A 16,621-nucleotide genomic window follows, 5' to 3' on the forward strand; every position below is an offset into this window, starting at 1 on the left:
CGCCATCGCCTCCTCCCGAACCCGCCGCGATGAGAGAGCACCCCATGACCACCGAATCCGCACCGCCCACGCCGAACGCGGTATCCGAACCTCTGGGCCGCCGGACCGTCACGATCGGATCTGGAGCGGTCGAGGGTGTCGTCGAGGACGGCATCACGCGATTCCTCGGCGTCCCGTACGCTGCTGCGCCGTTCGGAGCGAACCGATTCCGCCTGCCGCAGCCCGTCGAATCGTGGGAGGGCGTCCGCGATGCGAGCGCGTTCGGGCCCACCGCCCCGCAGGCGCCGTACGGCGGCGGCCTGGCCGACCTCCTGCCGACGGTCGAGATCCCAGGCGAGGACATCCTCAACGTCAACGTGTGGACGCCCGCACTGGCGTCCGCGCCAGCATCCACATCCGCGCCCGCCCCGTCGGATCCATCGGCGCCCACGGAACTCCTCCCGGTCATGGTCTGGATCCATGGCGGCTCCCTCGCGCACGGATCGAACGCGCTCTCGTCCTACGACGGCACGGCCTTCGCACGAGATGGCGTCGTCTTCGTGTCTGCGAACTACCGCCTCGGATCCGAGGGCTTCTCGGTCCTCGACGACGCGCCGCAGAACCTCGGGCTCGCCGATCTCCACGCCGCGCTCCGCTGGGTGCAGGGCGAGATCGAACACTTCGGCGGCGATCCGAAACGCGTGACGATCTTCGGCCAGTCCGCCGGCGGTGCGCTCGTCGCGGCCATCGCGGCGCATCCGGATTCCGGCTCCCTGATCCAGCGCGCGATCATCATGAGCGGGCCGCTCAGCGCGCAGACCCCGGAGACGGCGGGGCGGATCACGCAGCTCATGGCGAAGGACCTCGGCGTCCCCGCGACGCGTGCCGGCTTCGGCAGCGTGAGCCCAGCGGACCTCGTCGCCGCCCAGGAACGCGTCACCGCCGGAACCACGCCCATCACGGGCGGCGCGGCCTTCACCCTCGTGCGCGGGAGCAACCTCGTCCCCGTCGACCCGATCGACGCGCTCTCGAACGGCCGCGGCGCCGACATCCCGATCCTCATCGGCACCACGACCGAGGAGTACCGCCTCTGGTTCATGCCCACCGGCGTCGTCGGCACCATCACCAAGGTGCACGTGCTGCTCGCCAGGCTGAAGTTCAAGATCTCCGCGGCCGCCGTGCGCCTCTACGGCCGGAATCGGCCCGGCGCGACGCCCGGCGAGATCCTCGGAGCGCTCGCCACCGACCTGCTCCTGCGCGTCCCCGCCAACAGGATCGCCGATGCGCGGGCGTCGTTCGGCTCATCGACCTGGCTGTACGAATTCGACTGGAGCAGCCCCGTCCAGGACCTCGGCGCGGCGCACGCGATGGAGCTCGGCTTCGTGTTCGACGTCGCCTCATCACCCGATGCGATCGCGCTCACCGGTCCCGATGCGCCGCAGTCGCTCGCGACGTCGATGCACTCGGCGTGGGTCGCGTTCGCGCGCGACGGCGAGCCCGGTTGGCCGGTCTGGAATTCCGAGCGCCCCGTCCGTTCCTTCGACGGCGCCGCCGATCCGCTCATCCACGCTCCCCGCGACGCCGAGCTCCAGTCCTTCCGCCCCTAGCTCGACCTCCTCGCCTTTTCTGCCGAAGGGTCTCAACGTGCGGGTCCGCCCGGCCAACACCCGCACGTTGCGACCCCTCGGCAGCCGGAAACGGGGCGGCAGGCAGGACTAGGGTGGCGGCATGCTGATCGAGTTGAGTGGGAAGACGGCCCTGGTGACCGGGTCGACGCAGGGCATCGGATTCGCGATCGCGAGCGGACTGGCGGCGGCCGGCGCACGCGTCGGGATCAACGGACGGAGCGCACGCAGCGTCGATGCCGCGATCGAAGCGCTCCGCAAGCAGGTGCCCGATGCGGATCTGGTCGCGATCCCCGCCGACGTCACCACGCAGGATGGCGCGGACCGGGCCGTCGAACTGCTCTCCGGCATCGACATCCTCGTCAACAACCTCGGCATCTTCGGATCGGCCGATGCCATCGAGATCTCCGACGACGAGTGGCGGCGGTACTTCGACACCAACGTCCTCGCCGCGGTCCGTCTCACGCGCATGCTCCTGCCCGGCATGATGCAGCGGGGCTGGGGCCGCGTCCAATACATCGCGAGCGATTCCGCATTCGTGATCCCCATCGAGATGGTGCACTACGGGGTGACGAAGACGGCGATCCTCGGCGTCTCACGCGGGTTCGCGAAAGTCGCTGCGGGAAGCGGGGTGACCGTGAATTCGGTCATCGCCGGCCCGACGCACACGGGCGGCGTCGAGGATTTCGTCTACGAGCTGGTCGATCGGGACCTCCCGTGGGACGATGCGCAGCGCGAGTTCATGCGCCTGCACCGGCCGCAGTCGCTTCTGCAGCGGCTCATCGAACCGGAGGAGATCGCGAACATGGTCGTCTATCTGGCGTCACCGTTCGCTTCCGCGACCACGGGCGGTGCCGTCCGCGTCGACGGCGGCTACGTCGACTCCATCGCCCCCTAGCCGCCCCTCCGCCGTCCCCGCCCCTCTGCCGAGGGGTCCCAAATTGTGGGTGCGCTCGGCCAAGACCCGCAATTTGCGACCCCTCGGCAGAAGGGGCAAGGGCGGGCAGGGGCGGACAGGGCAGGAGAGACGCGAACAGCCCGCCCCGCGTGAGCGGGACGGGCTGTCAGGGTGCTGCGTGCTAGACGGCCGAAGCGGAGATCTCACCGACGACGGCATCGCCAGGAGCGGCGTTGACGAACGACGCCTCGATCTCGGCGCGGTCGAGCAGCTCGGTCATCCGACGCTGACGTGCGCGCGGGATGATCGTGACGACACGACCGACCTTGCCCGCACGACCCGTACGGCCGGCGCGGTGCAGGTACGTCTTGTACTCGTCCGGGGCGTCGGCCTGCACCACGAGGGTGATGTCGTCGACGTGGATGCCGCGGGCTGCGACATCGGTGGCGACGAGGACATTGACGCGGCCGGAGGTGAGCTTCTCCAGGTTGCGCGTGCGGCGCGCCTGGTTGAGGTCGCCGTGGAGCGACACGGCGGGGATGCCGGCGTCCTCGAGCTGCTCGGTCAGACGGTCGGCGTACGCACGGGTGCGGGCGAAGACGAGGGTCTTCTCGCTGCGGTCGACGAGCTGCTCGATGAGCAGGTCCTTGCCCTTGTGCTCCACCACGAGGACGCGGTGGTCGATCGTCGACGACGCCTGGTCTTCACCGGCGACTTCGTGGACCGAGGGGTTCGGGAGGAACTCCTTGACGAGGGTGGCGACGCCCTTGTCGAGCGTTGCAGAGAACAGCAGCTTCTGGCCGTCGGGAGCCGTGCGGCGCAGGATGCGCTGGACGGGCTCGAGGAAGCCGAGGTCGCACATGTGGTCGGCCTCGTCGAGGACGGTCACGGTGACCTGCGAGAGATCGAGACGACCCTGCTCGATGAGGTCCTCGATGCGGCCGGGCGTGCCGACGATGATGTCGACGCCGCGCTGCAGCGCACCCACCTGGCGGCCCTGCGGGACGCCACCGTAGATCTGCGTGGTGAAGAGGCCGACGGCGCGTGCGATGGGCTGCACGGTGCGATCGATCTGCAGCGCGAGCTCACGCGTCGGAGCGAGGATGAGCGCGCGGGGCTTGCGGCCCGGCTTGCGGTTCTTGCCGCCGCCGTTCTCCATGAGCTTCTCGACGAGCGGAGCGCCGAAGGCGATCGTCTTGCCGGAGCCCGTGCGGCCGCGGCCGAGGACGTCGCGACCTGCGATGACATCGGGAATCGTCGCCGCCTGGATCGGGAACGGGCTGGCTGCACCGAGTTCTTCGAGGGCGCGGACGATGTTGCCTCCGAGGCCCAGCGATTCGAAGGTCACGCCTTCGACGTCCTTCGCTTCGATCGCGTCGGCCTCGAGGCGCTCGAGCACCACGTCGTCCTGCGGGACGAAGCGTGCGCCGTCGTCCTTCTTCGGGTAGAAGTCGCTGCTGCGGCCGTTGCCGGCACCGGCACCGTCGAAGCTGCGAGCCGGACGGTCGTCGAAGGAGCGCTTGGGGCGATCATCGTACGAGCGGGCGGGGCGGTCGTCGTAGGAACGCTTGGGGCGGTCCTCGTAGGATCCGGCCGCACGGTCGGTGCGGTTCGCCTGGCGGGGGTCGCCGCCGTAGGAGCGTGCCGGACGATCCGCACCGGTCCCTGAGCCTGTCGAAGGGCGGCCGTAGGACGGACGATCGTTGCTGCGCGCCGGACGGTCGTCGCGGCCCTGGTAGCCACCCGTCGCCGGACGGTCGTAGGAACGTGCCGGACGGTCGCTGTTCGAGGCGTCGCGGCCGTAGGACGGACGATCGTTGCTGCGCGCCGGACGGTCGTCGCGGCCCTGGTAGCCACCCGTCGCGGGGCGGTCGTACGAACGTGCGGGACGGTCATCGCCGCCACGGTTGTACGCAGGACGCTCGTTGCGACCCTGGTAGCCGCCCGTCGCAGGACGATCGTTGCGGTCGTTGCGGCCCTGGTAGCCACCCGTCGCCGGACGGTCGTAGGAACGCGCAGGACGGTCGTCGCCACCACGGTTGTAGGCAGGACGGTCGTTCGAGCGACCCTGGTAGCCGCCGGTCGACGGACGGTCGTTCCGATCGTTACGACCCTGGTACCCACCCGTCGCGGGGCGGTCGTACGAACGTGCCGGACGGTCATCGCCGCCACGGTTGTACGCAGGACGCTCGTTGCGACCCTGGTAGCCGCCCGTCGCAGGACGATCGTTGCGGTCGTTGCGACCCTGGTAGCCGCCCGTCGCGGGGCGGTCGTAGGAACGTGCCGGACGGTCGTCGCCACCACGGTTGTAGGCAGGACGCTCGTTGCGACCCTGGTACCCACCAGTCGACGGACGGTCGTTGCGGTCGTTGCGACCCTGGTACCCACCCGAGGACGGGCGGTCGTTGCGGTCGTAGCGCGAGCCGCCGTCGGAAGCGTCGGTGCGAGCGGCACGGTCGGCACGCTCATCGGCGTTCCAGCGCGACTTCTTGGGGGCGTTGGCGTCTTCCGCGCGGTAGCCGCGGTGGCTGGGGCTCTTGCTGCCGGCCTGAGGACCACCGGTGCGGGCTGCGTACGGCTTCTTGTTCTCGCCGTAACGCGGGTCGAAGTTCTTGGCGGGGCGTCCGCCGGCTGAGTTCTTGTTCTTGGGCATGGTGCTTTCCGGGTTATCTCGTTTGCATGAACAACACGCATGACGACACAACACGGATGATGTTGCGGCATGCTCATACCCGGGCGATCAATGGCCGGGACCGTTCACAATGTGTGAAATTCACCAACGTGTTCGTTGGGAAACCGGCCCACCAGACTTACAAACCCTTTCCGCGGTACACAACGCGGTGTCTAGAGCCGACCTGTCTACGTTACCCGAAGTCGCCTCGGATGTCACGGCGCAGCATCGGATCCGCTCCACCACTGGCGTGCGGAGCCGTCCGACGGAACGGCGACGCGGGGAGCCAGTCGCGGGGCCGTATGGGAAGCTGGCTGCATGACGCGGGAGCCAGCAGCCGGAGGACGTCGATCCTCCGCGCCGGCGGTCGGCGACGGGCCGGGCCACGCGGAACGGCCGGGCCACGCGGAACGAGAGTCCCTCGTCAGCAGCGACGTCCGCCGCCACAACCTGTCGCTCGTCGCGCGCAGCATCCTCGAACATGGTCCGAGTTCGCGCAGTCGATTGGCCGATGCCACCGGGCTGACCAGAGGATCGGTCACGGCGCTCACTGCGGCGTTGCTGGAAGCAGGCGTGCTCCGCGAAGTTCCCCCGAAGCCCGCCGCCTCGACGAGGGCGGTCGTCCATTCCGGCACCACACGTCCCCGATTCGACGGCACTCACGATGCGTTCCCCGCCGGAACGGACACGCAGGCCTCGCGGTCTGCGCATCGTGGTCGCCCGCTCACCCTCCTCGAACTCGCCGCAGACGACACGGCGGTCCTCGTGCTCCAGCTCGACGCGGACCAGGCCATCGCGGAGCTCTCGACCATCGCCGGCGAGGTGCTCACCCGGTCCGCACGCCACCACGGTCGACCGATGGGCGAGCCAGATGCGGTGCTCGACGTCCTCGCCGGCGTCCTCACCGAAGCACTCGACCTCGCCGCGAATCTGGGCCGCCGCGTCGCGGACACGACGGTCATCGCCTTCGCACCCGTCCACGGGGACCCGCCGGTCGTCATCGCGGACACCGATCTCGCTTGGGGCCGCGTGGACGTCATCGCCGGCCTCCGCGCTCGTGAACCGCGACTCGACGCGAGCGCGACCCTCCGGTCCGATTCGCCGCTCGCCGCCGTCGCCGAACTCCGTGCGCTCGGCGCGGCGCCCGCGGCGATCAGGGACCTCGTCTACCTGAAGAGCAATTCGGGCATCGGCGGCGCGGTCCTCATCGACGGGCGCATCGTCGACGGCGCCCGCGGCATGGCCGGAGCACTCGGCCACCTGCCGATCGTCCCCGACGGCGAGCGCTGCGCCTGCGGTCAGCGAGGCTGCCTCGTGACCGTCGCCGGACCGGATGCGGTCCTGACAACGGCGGGGATGGGCGAAGCGCTCGAACGCGATGGCCTCGGCACGACGCTCGACGCCTTCGTCGCGCGCGTGCAGGCGGGCGAGATCGCGGCCGTCGAGGCATGGGACGCGGCGGCGAGTTGGATCGCGCGCGCGCTCCAGATCCTCGCCGGGACACTCGACCCGCAGGTGATCGTCCTCGGCGGATACTGGGTTCCGCTCATCTCGACGATCGATCGATGCTTCCGCCTCGACCGTCCCGATGTCGCCGGCATCGATACGGAGACGACTCCTCGCATCCTGCCGGGCATCCTCGGCGAGCGCGCGGCGCTGCTCGGCGCATCGCAGCTCGCCCGCGAACGACTCCTCGTCGATCCCTTGGCCCTCGCCGCGCGCTGACGCTCGCCCCGGCCGGCCACCCCACCGCCCCCACCAACCCCCACCAGCCCCCGTCGGCTCCCGCCCCGACCGCCCGCCCCACTCCGAGCGTTCGCCACCCCGCTCCCGCCCAACCGACACCCGCCCCTGTTCACAACTCAGGACAGCCTCGGCGTGTCGCGGCCGGGTTCCGGCGGTTCGGCGCCGACACGCCGCAGCGCTCCTGAGTTGTGCACACACCACGGGCACTCGACGCCGAGCTGCCGTGCCGTGCCGCTGCCGCTGCCGCTGCACCACGCTGCATCACCCGCACCACGCGCCCTGACGACAGCCACACACACGACACTCGTCGCTTAAATTCAACCCTTGAACTCCAGCCGCGAAGGGCGCATACTCATTCCCGAACGTCATTCGGTTTTCGGATGACCGACCCCGCCAAGACCGTTCTCAACGAAGAGGAGCGTCGTGTCCAACCCCACTCAGCCGTCCCCGTCCAAGCCCCCAGCGCCAACACAGCCCGCCGCATCGGATGCCCCGGCATCGAAGGCCGCAGCATCACAGCCGGCAACCCTCCCCGACGCCACCGCGTCCACCGCGACCAGTCCCCCACCCACGCGGTCCCTGCTCCCATCGCTCGCGATCACCTCGCTCGTCCTGTTCGCCACGTACTCCGGCCTCGTCGCCGTCCTCCTCCCCAATCAAGTGGCCGCGATCGATCCGGAGCAGAAGGTCGCGAACCTCGCCATCGTCAGCACCGTCTCCTTCGTCTTCACCCTGTTCGCCCAGCCGATCGTCGGCGCGTTCAGCGACCGCACGCGCAGTCGCCTCGGTCGCCGCGCACCGTGGATGATCATCGGCGCGGCCGCCGGTGCGATCTTCCTCATGGGGTTGGGCGGGCTCGGTTCGATCGTCTGGATCGCGATCTTCTGGGTGATCATCCAGGTGTCGCTCAACGCACTACAGGGGCCGCTCTCAGCGATCGTTCCGGACCGGTTCCCCCGCAGTCGTCGCGGTGTCGCATCGGCGATGGTCGGCATCGGCACCATGGCTGGCGGCACGATCGGCGTCCTCGTCGCCGGCAACCTGGCGGGCAACGTCGGCGTCGGCTACACCGCGTTCGGCATCGGCGTCCTCGTCGTCACGCTGCTGTTCGTGCTCCTCAACCGCGACTTCTCGACGAAGGATGCGCCCCGCACACCGTTCAGCTGGAAGCAGTTCATGAGCGGTTTCTGGATCGATCCCCGACAGAACCCGGACTTCGCCTGGGCGTTCGCGGCACGGTTCTTCTTCATCCTCGGCTACTTCGTCGTCTTCGCGTTCCAGCTGTTCATCCTCACCGACTACATCGGCATGCCCATCGCGGAAGCCAACGGCACGATCGGCCTCCTGAGCCTCGCGGGCCTCGTGACCACGATCGTGGCCGTGTCGCTCGGCGGCTGGTGGAGCGACCGGATCGGCAAACGCAAGGTGTTCATCTACACGGCGTCAGCGTTCATGGTCGCGGGACTCGTGTTCCCGCTCATCATGCCGAACCTCACCGGGATGCTCATCATGAGCGCCGTGAACGGCTTCGGCTTCGGCCTCTACATGGCGTGCGACACGGCGCTGATGACGGAGGTCCTGCCCGGCGGCGGTGTCGCTGCCGGCAAGGACCTCGGCATCCTCAACGTCGCAACGAACATCCCGCAGGCCATGAGCCCGGCGATCGCGGGTGTCCTCATCGGCACGTTCGGCGGCTACCCGGCACTCTTCGTGTTCGGGATGGTCTCCGTCGCGATCGCCGCCCTCGTCCTCATTCCCATCCGCAGCGTGCGTTAGGAGCACCAACACATGACCGATTCCACCGAACACCCGATCGTCACCACCGCAGCGGGCGCCGTCCGCGGCCTCTGGCGCGACGGTTCCGCCGCTTTCCTGGGTATCCCCTTCGCCGAGCCGCCCGTCGGTGCACTGCGATTCGCCGCGCCTGTTCCGCATCGTCCGTGGGAGGGGATTCGCGATGCCGTCGAGCACGGCGCCACGCCCCAGCGGGTGGCGCTCTCCGAAGTGACGATCATCCCGGAGCCGTCGATCCCCGGTGATTCCACCCTCAACCTCGACGTGTTCACTCCCGTGCCCGGCGACGCCGATGCCGCCCTCCCCGTGCTCGTCTGGATCCACGGCGGCGGGTACGTGGCGGGTTCGCCGGCGAGCCCCTGGTACGACGGTGCGAGTTTCAACCGCGACGGCGTCGTGACCGTCAACGTGTCGTATCGGCTCGGGTTCGACGGCTTCGGCTGGCTCGAAGACGCACCGCTGAATCGCGGGGTCCTCGACTGGATCCTCGCCCTCGAATGGGTGCAGGCGAACATCGCGGCGTTCGGCGGCGACCCCTCACGTGTGACGATCGCCGGCCAGTCCGCAGGCGGCGGGGCCGTGCTCACCCTCCTCTCGACGCCGCGGGCGGATGCGCTGTTCCACGGCGCCTACTCCGTGTCAGGCGTCCCGACTTCGACGAGCGTCGAACAGGCTGAGCAGTTGGCTCGACGCATCGCGAGCCTCGCCGGCGTGGTGCCGAGCCGTGAGGGATTCGCGACGGTGAGCGAGGAGCGCGTTCTGGAGTTGCAGCGGCTCGTCTCGAGTGTCGGCGATGGGCCGGCGGGCGATGGCGGCGCGCAGGCCGATGCTGGGATCTCGCAGGCCGATGCTTCCTCGACCCAGGGGGACGGTTCCGCGCAGCCGGCTGATCCGATCGCCGGGCTCGCCGCGATGCTCGGTGACGGTCTCGTCCTCGGACCCGTCGTCGATGGCGAGCTGATTCCGTTCGAGACGCTCGACGCCGTGCGCGAGGGCGTCGGCAGCCGCCATCCGCTCGTGCTCGGGACGACCGACCAGGAGTTCAACATGGTCCTCGCCGGCGCCCGCGAACAGCTTGCCTCGGTCCCGGCCGGCGCCCTGCTCGGGCAACTCGGCGTGGAGGCGGACGTGGCCGCCGCATACGTGGAGGCGCATCCGCTGCTCGACACCGCCGGGACCGTCGGCCAGTACCTCACGGACCGCATGTTCCGGGCCCCCGCCCTCGGCGTCGCGGAGGCCCGCATCGCCGCGGCAGCACGAGCCGCCGCGACGGCAGGCACCGCAGCCTCCGACACCGCTGCCCCGGTCTGGCTCTACCGCTTCTCGTGGGCGTCGCCCGTCCTCGGCGATGCCGCGCATTGCCTCGACGTCCCGTTCTTCTTCGACTGCCTCGATGCACCGCGCGTGGACGCGATCGCCGGATCGACGCCGCCCCAGGCACTCGCGGACGAGGTGCACGGAGGCGCGCTCGCGTTCCTCCGCACGGGCGCACCGGACTGGCCGTCCTGCGACCCCGACGCCCTCCCGGTCCGCCGCTTCGACGTGCCGTCGGAACTCGTCGCGGACGGCTACGCCGACGTCCGACCCCTGCTCCCGCGGGAGGTGGCCGTCAGTCACTGATCCGTTTGCACAATTCAGGACCTCTGCCACAATTCAGGACGATCCACCGGCGTGTCCGCGCGGATCGTCCTGAATTGTGCAGAAGTTCCTGAATTGTGAAAGCCACCGGCAGCAGGAGGAGGGCACGACGCCCGCACGATGAGTGGGAACCCGCGCGTCCCCGGGGCCTCCCCAGCACCGCATGACAGCATGGTGGGATGCCAAGCCCCATCGAGGACTACGCCATGATCGGCGACTGCCACACGGCAGCGCTCGTCTCCAGAACCGGCAGCATCGACTGGTTGTGCCTGCCCCGATTCGACTCAGCATCCACCTTCGGTGCGCTGCTCGGGACGGAGGACCACGGCCGTTGGCTGCTCCGCCCGCTCGACAGCAAGGCCACGGTCACGCGCGAGTACATCCCGGGCACCTTCGTGCTCGTCACCCGGTGGATCACCGCGGAGGGCGAGGTCGAGGTGACCGATGTGATGCCGCACGGCGACCGGCGAGCGGACGTCATCAGGCGGGTACGCGGAATCCGCGGGACGGTGCCGATGGTCGAAGACCTGCGCATCCGATTCGGCTACGCGAGCGCGCTCCCCTGGGTGCGACAGGCGGAGGACGGGCACGGGATCGTCGCCGTCGCAGGTCCGGATGCGGTCGTGGTCCGAGGACCGCACCTCACCGCGCAGAACCACTCCCACAGCGCCGAGTTCGACGTCACGGCCGGCGAGACCGTCGACCTCACCCTCACGTGGTACCCGGCCCACCGCGAACCGCCGCAACCGATCGACGTCGACTCGCGCATCGACGCCACCGTCGAATGGTGGCAGAGCTGGGCGGACCGGTGCGAGCCGCCCGAGGAGTACGCCGACGCGGTCGTCCGCTCCCTCCTCGTCCTCCGCGCGCTCACCCACGAGGACACGGGCGGCATCGTCGCCGCCGCGACGACGAGCCTCCCGGAGTCGTTCGGCGGGGTCCGCAACTGGGACTACCGCTACGTGTGGTTGCGCGATGCGTCGCTCACGCTCGAAGCGCTCATGAGCCACGGCTTCGACGGCGAGGCGCACGGATGGCGCAACTGGCTGCTCCGCGCCATCGCCGGCGACCCCAACGACGTCCAGATCATGTACGGGCTGTCCGGCGAGCGCGATCTCGTCGAGTCCGAGCTCACGAGCCTCCCCGGATACGAAGGGGCGACGCCCGTCCGCATCGGCAACGGCGCGTACACGCAGTACCAGGGCGACATCTTCGGGGCCGTGATGCTCGCGCTCGCCCAAGCCCGCGACATCGGGATCCGCGAGGACGAATTCTCCTGGAGTCTGCAGCGGGCGCTGCTCGGCGTCGTCGAGGAGCAGTGGGATCGCCGCGACCACGGGATCTGGGAGGTGCGCGGCGAGCTGCAGCACTTCACGCACTCTCGCGCGATGCTGTGGGCGGCTCTCGACTGCGCCGTTCGCGCCGTCCGTGACCACGGACTGGACGGCCCCGCGGACCGATGGGAGGTCCTGCGGGATCGCATCCGCGACGAGATCGAGGAACAAGGCTTCGACCATGTGCGCGGCACCTACGTGCAGCACTACGGGACGAAGGAAGTCGATGCTTCACTCCTGCAGCTGGCGCAGATGGGGTACATCGCGCACGACGATCCGCGGATGATCGGCACGGTCGCGGCCCTCGAGGAGGACCTCCTGAAGGACGGGCTCCTCCTGCGATACCGCACGGACAGCGGCGTCGACGGGCTGCCTGGGGAGGAGCATCCGTTCCTCGCGTGTTCGTTCTGGCTCGTCGAGCAGTATGCGCGCTCGGGCCGCGACGGCGATGCACGACGTCTGATGGATCGACTGGTGTCGTTCTCGAACGATGTCGGACTATTGTCGGAGGAATACGACGTGCAGGGCGACCGGCAGGTGGGCAACACGCCCCAGGCGCTCTCGCACCTCGCGCTCGTGCGTGCCGCGGACGCCATTCAGGCCGGGCGGGTCTAGCGGCCGCCGTCTCCACGCCGCCTGGTGCAGAGTGCCGCCACCGCCTCAGGATGTCCACAATTCCGGAAAAGGTGTGACAGGAGTGACGATTTGGGGCGAAATCGGCTAATTTCGTCACTCCTGTCACAGGAATTCCGGAATTGTGCGCAGCCCTGGGACGAGGCGGCCCGCGCGATCAGCGGCTGAAGCGCGCCTCACGCTCGTCGGACGCGGCCGCCTCGATCCGCAACCGCATGCCCTCGGACATCTCGGGGAGCGCATCGATCGGGTACCAGGCGGTCTCCGTGTTCTCGCCATCGGCGGGGAACGGTTCGCCGGAGACGTAGCTGCAGCGGAAGGACAGGTCGATGTACTGGGTGACGTCGCCGTTGTCGTACACGTTGGGCGGGAGCACCTGCACGAGGGCGAGCCGTTCCGCGATCGCTGTGATCGCCGTCTCCTCGAGCACTTCACGCTCTGCGGCGACGGCCGGTTCCTCGCCCGGGTCGATGATGCCGGTCACCGGGGTCCAGGCGCCGTTGTCGGCCCGACGCACGAGCAGCACCTCGGGATGCGCCGTCTCGCGGCCCCGCAGGACGACCGCGGTCACGCCCGTCAGCCACAGTGGAGCGTTGCCGATGTGCGCCCGGAGCGCGAGTACGAAGTCGGGAGTCGCCATTCCCCGAGCCTAGCCGTGCACAATTCCGGAACTCCTGTGGCTGGAGTGACGAAGTCGGGCGGATTCCGCCCGAGCAAGCGCCTTCCATCGCGAACGTTCCGGAATTGTGGAAACCGGAGGGAGGGAAGCGGCAGGCGGGCTGGCGCAGGCCGACGCGCGGATGCTGTGTACTTGAGGGTATGGAACACGAACCCATCACCGTCTCGATCGAGCGTCGGGTGAACCCCGCACGCATCGCCGAGGCCACCATCTGGGTGCAGGCCGGCATCAACCTCGCCAACAAGCACCCCGGCTTCCTCGGCTCCGGCTGGATCCGATCCGGCGAGGACAGCGACCTCTGGTACATGCTCTACCGCTTCTCGAACGAGGCGACACTGGCGGACTGGGAACAGTCGTCGGAACGCGCCTGGTGGTTGTCGAGCGGCCGCGAATTCATGGAACAGTCCCGCGTCGAGAAGCGCACGGGCATCGAGGGCTGGTTCGATGCGCCAGACGGGATCCTGCACCTCGGAGGAGCAAGCGGATCTGGTGGAGCAAGCGGATCGGGCGGGTCTGGCGCCTCCGGTACCGGCAGCACCGCGACGCACCCGGGAACGGGCAGCACCCGCACCCACGCGAGCGGGACGACGACGGGCGCGGGCCACGCGAACGGCGCCGGCCACACGAACGACACCGAGCGGGGCGATGCCGGTCCACTCGGAGACGCGGGCGGCACCCTCATCGACGAGTCCGCCGACGACCCGATCCCGCCCGCCCCGCCGCGCTGGAAGCAGGCGGTCACGATCTGGCTCGGATTCTTCCCGCTCAACCTCGTGTTCACCCTCATCGTGACGTATCTCGTCCCCGGCTGGGAACCGCTCGGCGTGCTCCTCCACGTCCTGATCTCGACCCTCGTCCTCACGCCGATCATGACCTATTGGTTGCTCCCGTTCGTCACCAGGATGCTGCGCCCCTGGCTGCAGAAGCCGCGCCGCTGAGCTCGGCCACGCGACACGATTCACTGGCGATGCACATCGGTCGACGGAATACTGGTCGGATGACCTCCACGGGATCGGCTCGCGCCCTCCGCACACTGGCCGACGGGACACTGGTCGGATGATCTCGACGGAACTGGCTCGTGCCCTCCGCACGGCGGGCTTGCGATGGCATCCCGTCGCCGGCGATCGGTTCATGATCGATCGCGGTGAGTTCCAGGGCGAGGTCTTCACGGTGAGCGAGATGACGATCGAGGTGCATGAGCATCCCGGCGGCCGGAGCTTCGGGTTCAACGGGACCACGGAGTGGGCGCTCGATTCGGTCGATGAGGTCGACACGCTGTGGCTGCCGTCCGAGGGCCAGTTGCGCGAACTGCTCGGGGCGTCGTTCCGGTCGCTCGAGTTCGTCGATGCGGCGCACGCGGCGGGCGCGGGGATGGACCCGACGGTCGCGTCGGCATCGATCTCGGCGGCGACCGCGACCAACGCGATGACCGCAGCGGATGAGGTGCAGGCCGACGGCGACACCGGTGACGACTCCGGTGACTCCGGTGACGCCGATGACTCCGCGCTCGATCTCGGCGACCTGTCGCGTTTCGATGTCGTGACGCACGCGAACGGCCTTACGGAGAGGTACTCGGCGAGCACGCCGGAGGACGCGTACGCGGAAGCGCTGCTCTCACTCGTCCTGCGTTCGACGGAGTAGTCCCCTCCTGCGGCCCAGCACGGAACGCACAGACGGGAATGCAGGAAGCCGGGACTCAGGCGGTCTGCAACCAGGCCCGGAGCGCGTCGCGGATCACGATGCTGCGGTTCGTGTTGTCCTGTTGCGCACGCACGGTGAGCGCATCCGAGAGCTCGGGATCGAGACGCACCGGAACGACTCTGGCCACGCCGCTTCCCAGGAGCGGACGGCCACGCTTGGCCGGAACATCGACCTCGTATCCCACCTCCGCTTCTGTCGCCCATGCTTCGATCTGCGCCTCATCGATCGGGCGTCCGTCGATGGTGCGGTCTGTGGAATCGCCGTGTGTCATCGTGTGCTCCTCTCGTCTGGCAGCAGGGCCAGATAGCTCTTGCGCGCTCGCATCGAATGGATGACGAGTTGATGTCCGTTGTCGAAGGTCAGCACAACGGTCTCCGGGAGGACTCCCCAGCGATCGAATCCGAGACGAAGCTGACGTGCTGGACTCCGCGCATCGAGATCGATCCTGAGGAGGCAGTGCGTGGCCGCCATGACGGAGTCCTCCGGGGCGATCCGATGTTTTCGAGCCGAGTCATGCACTTCCATTCGAGAAACGTATTACTAAAAGACTACGCGCCGCTTGCGTTGTCCACAAGCACACTCAGGCGGCCTGGAGCTCCTGCCGTCGAGCCGGAAGGTAGAGCGGCGCGGCGAGCGCGAGCACCACGCCGGCGACGACCATCGCCACGCCGAGCGACGCCCCGCTCGCGATGGCGCCCAGCACGAGCGCCCCGATCGCGAACGCCGGCTGCGCGACCATCGAGTTGATCGAGAGGACCACCGCACGGTTGGCGTTCGTGGCCTGCCGATGCAGGAGCGCGTTGTGCAGCGGATTCGATGCACCGTGCACGGCATAGCAGGCGACGAACGCGCCGATCACGCCGACCGGCCCGGCGAGCAGACCCATCCCGACCACGGTGAGCCCCTGCAGGACCCGCAGGCCTGCAGCAGGGAGCGCGGTCCCCCACCGTCGGCTCGCGAGCGGGACCAACGCGGCTCCGGCTGCGGCCGCGAGCCAGGCCACCGAGGTCACCGGCCCCATCAGCGCACCGGCCTCCGTCGCACTCCCGACGACCTCGCCGAGCCGCAACGGCATGAGCGTCTCGAATGCGACCATCCCGAAGCCCCAGCACAATTCGACCGCCACGAGTGCGAGGAGGACGCGCGAACGGGTGACCAGCCGGACGCCGTCGACGATGCCGAACGGGATCGCCTTCCACAGGCCGCGCAGTCGCGGACGCCCGCCGACCGGGCGCTCCTCCGTGACGAGCAGGATCACGGCCACGAGACTCACGACGGTGAGCACAGCCGCGACGACGACGGGCAGCACGAGCGCAGACACGCCGAACGGGCGGGTGCCGATCGCGAGACCGACGGCGACGACACCGCCCGATGCGAGCGCACCGGCGCCCATGGCGAGATTGAGGACCGTCGCGCCCGCCGCGAGGCCGGAGGCGATGTCGGGCCCGCTGCCCTCGCTGCTGCCCGCGCCGCCGCTTTCACCGGTGCCGTCCCCGTCATCCACGACCCGGTCCACGTACCAGGACTCGAGCGTGCCGGAATCGAGCGCGCGCCACATGCCCTGCAGCGCGAAGGCGACCACGAACATCGCGAAGGACTGCGCGGTCGCAACGAGCACGATCGAGCAGACGCCGGTCACACCCGCGAGGATGAGCGTGGGCCGCCTGCCGATCGCGTCCGACAGGGTGCCGGCGGGCAGTTCGGCGCCCAGGACGACGAACCCCTGCACGGCGACGATCACTCCGACTTCGGCGATCGTCAGTCCGCGCTCGACGGCGAGCAGCGTGATGACGGGTGCGACGAGCCCGGTCGGCAACCAGCGGAGCGCGGTCAGGAGGAGGAAGCGGCGGCGAGCGGGGGTGGCCCCGGCCCGGGAGTCGGTCGCACCGTCGCCGCCATCGCGATGTCGCCCGCCGCGCATCG

At 69.3% G+C, this 16,621-nt stretch carries 13 protein-coding genes; 8 read left to right on the plus strand and 5 right to left on the minus strand.

Annotation, left to right across the window (positions count from 1 at the left end):
• Window positions 1-44 precede the first annotated feature (44 nt).
• Complete coding sequence (locus ACQ3HB_RS04075) at window positions 45-1,586, plus strand: carboxylesterase/lipase family protein (RefSeq protein ID WP_430917992.1); 1,542 nt, start codon at window positions 45-47, stop codon at window positions 1,584-1,586.
• Window positions 1,587-1,707: 121 nt separating this feature from the next.
• Window positions 1,708-2,502 (plus strand): SDR family NAD(P)-dependent oxidoreductase, encoded by a 795-nt coding sequence (locus ACQ3HB_RS04080; protein WP_430917993.1) that lies wholly within the window; start codon window positions 1,708-1,710, stop codon window positions 2,500-2,502.
• A gap of 181 nt (window positions 2,503-2,683) precedes the next feature.
• On the opposite strand, the gene ACQ3HB_RS04085 is transcribed toward ACQ3HB_RS04080, so the two are convergent.
• Complete coding sequence (locus ACQ3HB_RS04085) at window positions 2,684-5,155, minus strand: DEAD/DEAH box helicase (protein WP_430917995.1); 2,472 nt, start codon at window positions 5,153-5,155, stop codon at window positions 2,684-2,686.
• A gap of 336 nt (window positions 5,156-5,491) precedes the next feature.
• Between ACQ3HB_RS04085 and ACQ3HB_RS04090 the strand changes: the two genes are divergently transcribed.
• The 4 genes from ACQ3HB_RS04090 to ACQ3HB_RS04105 all read left to right on the plus strand — a co-directional run bounded on the left by ACQ3HB_RS04090 (window position 5,492) and on the right by ACQ3HB_RS04105 (window position 12,300).
• Window positions 5,492-6,898, plus strand: a complete 1,407-nt coding sequence (locus ACQ3HB_RS04090; RefSeq protein ID WP_430917997.1) for an ROK family protein — start codon at window positions 5,492-5,494, stop codon at window positions 6,896-6,898.
• 444 nt (window positions 6,899-7,342) lie between these two features.
• Window positions 7,343-8,695 carry an MFS transporter gene (locus ACQ3HB_RS04095; protein ID WP_430917999.1) on the plus strand — a complete coding sequence of 451 codons (1,353 nt, stop codon included), beginning with the start codon at window positions 7,343-7,345 and terminating at the stop codon, window positions 8,693-8,695.
• Between the two features lie 12 nt (window positions 8,696-8,707).
• Window positions 8,708-10,333 carry a carboxylesterase/lipase family protein gene (locus ACQ3HB_RS04100; RefSeq protein ID WP_430918001.1) on the plus strand — a complete coding sequence of 542 codons (1,626 nt, stop codon included), beginning with the start codon at window positions 8,708-8,710 and terminating at the stop codon, window positions 10,331-10,333.
• A 197-nt stretch (window positions 10,334-10,530) separates the two neighbouring features.
• Entirely contained in the window at window positions 10,531-12,300 is a 1,770-nt protein-coding gene (locus ACQ3HB_RS04105; RefSeq protein ID WP_430918003.1) for a glycoside hydrolase family 15 protein, read from the plus strand.
• 175 nt (window positions 12,301-12,475) lie between these two features.
• Here ACQ3HB_RS04105 and ACQ3HB_RS04110 read toward each other — a convergent pair whose 3' ends face one another.
• The gene (locus ACQ3HB_RS04110; protein ID WP_430918005.1) at window positions 12,476-12,958 is read right to left on the minus strand and encodes an NUDIX hydrolase; all 483 of its coding nucleotides are present in this window, start codon (window positions 12,956-12,958) and stop codon (window positions 12,476-12,478) included.
• Between the two features lie 179 nt (window positions 12,959-13,137).
• On the opposite strand from ACQ3HB_RS04110, the gene ACQ3HB_RS04115 reads away from it, so the two are divergent.
• Both ACQ3HB_RS04115 and ACQ3HB_RS04120 read left to right on the plus strand, forming a co-directional pair.
• Entirely contained in the window at window positions 13,138-13,935 is a 798-nt protein-coding gene (locus ACQ3HB_RS04115; protein ID WP_430918006.1) for an antibiotic biosynthesis monooxygenase, read from the plus strand.
• Window positions 13,936-14,053: 118 nt separating this feature from the next.
• Entirely contained in the window at window positions 14,054-14,638 is a 585-nt protein-coding gene (locus ACQ3HB_RS04120) for a pilus assembly protein CpaE (protein WP_430918008.1), read from the plus strand.
• Window positions 14,639-14,693: 55 nt separating this feature from the next.
• Here the strand turns inward: ACQ3HB_RS04120 and ACQ3HB_RS04125 are convergent, their stop codons facing one another.
• The 3 genes from ACQ3HB_RS04125 to ACQ3HB_RS04135 all read right to left on the minus strand — a co-directional run bounded on the left by ACQ3HB_RS04125 (window position 14,694) and on the right by ACQ3HB_RS04135 (window position 16,619).
• Window positions 14,694-14,969 carry a ribbon-helix-helix domain-containing protein gene (locus ACQ3HB_RS04125; protein ID WP_430918010.1) on the minus strand — a complete coding sequence of 92 codons (276 nt, stop codon included), beginning with the start codon at window positions 14,967-14,969 and terminating at the stop codon, window positions 14,694-14,696.
• A complete protein-coding gene (locus ACQ3HB_RS04130) occupies window positions 14,966-15,169 on the minus strand; it encodes a toxin (RefSeq protein WP_430918012.1) in 204 nt (67 codons plus the stop codon). The genes ACQ3HB_RS04125 and ACQ3HB_RS04130 overlap by 4 nt, the downstream gene beginning before the upstream one ends.
• Before the next feature lie 109 nt (window positions 15,170-15,278).
• Window positions 15,279-16,619 carry an MFS transporter gene (locus ACQ3HB_RS04135; protein WP_430918013.1) on the minus strand — a complete coding sequence of 447 codons (1,341 nt, stop codon included), beginning with the start codon at window positions 16,617-16,619 and terminating at the stop codon, window positions 15,279-15,281.
• Window positions 16,620-16,621 lie beyond the last annotated feature (2 nt).

The sequence above is a fragment of the Plantibacter lichenum genome, from assembly GCF_050587525.1.
In the GTDB taxonomy this organism is placed as follows: Bacteria; Actinomycetota; Actinomycetes; order Actinomycetales; family Microbacteriaceae; genus Plantibacter.

Coding starts and splice junctions, on each gene's coding strand:
- ACQ3HB_RS04100 (WP_430918001.1), top strand. CDS start 8,708: ATGACCGATTCCACCGAACACCCGATCGTCACCACCGCAGCGGGCGCC.
- ACQ3HB_RS04120 (WP_430918008.1), top strand. CDS start 14,054: ATGATCTCGACGGAACTGGCTCGTGCCCTCCGCACGGCGGGCTTGCGA.
- ACQ3HB_RS04080 (WP_430917993.1), top strand. CDS start 1,708: ATGCTGATCGAGTTGAGTGGGAAGACGGCCCTGGTGACCGGGTCGACG.
- ACQ3HB_RS04105 (WP_430918003.1), top strand. CDS start 10,531: ATGCCAAGCCCCATCGAGGACTACGCCATGATCGGCGACTGCCACACG.
- ACQ3HB_RS04115 (WP_430918006.1), top strand. CDS start 13,138: ATGGAACACGAACCCATCACCGTCTCGATCGAGCGTCGGGTGAACCCC.
- ACQ3HB_RS04125 (WP_430918010.1), bottom strand. CDS start 14,969: ATGACACACGGCGATTCCACAGACCGCACCATCGACGGACGCCCGATC.
- ACQ3HB_RS04085 (WP_430917995.1), bottom strand. CDS start 5,155: ATGCCCAAGAACAAGAACTCAGCCGGCGGACGCCCCGCCAAGAACTTC.
- ACQ3HB_RS04075 (WP_430917992.1), top strand. CDS start 45: ATGACCACCGAATCCGCACCGCCCACGCCGAACGCGGTATCCGAACCT.
- ACQ3HB_RS04090 (WP_430917997.1), top strand. CDS start 5,492: ATGACGCGGGAGCCAGCAGCCGGAGGACGTCGATCCTCCGCGCCGGCG.
- ACQ3HB_RS04135 (WP_430918013.1), bottom strand. CDS start 16,619: ATGCGCGGCGGGCGACATCGCGATGGCGGCGACGGTGCGACCGACTCC.
- ACQ3HB_RS04110 (WP_430918005.1), bottom strand. CDS start 12,958: ATGGCGACTCCCGACTTCGTACTCGCGCTCCGGGCGCACATCGGCAAC.
- ACQ3HB_RS04130 (WP_430918012.1), bottom strand. CDS start 15,169: ATGGCGGCCACGCACTGCCTCCTCAGGATCGATCTCGATGCGCGGAGT.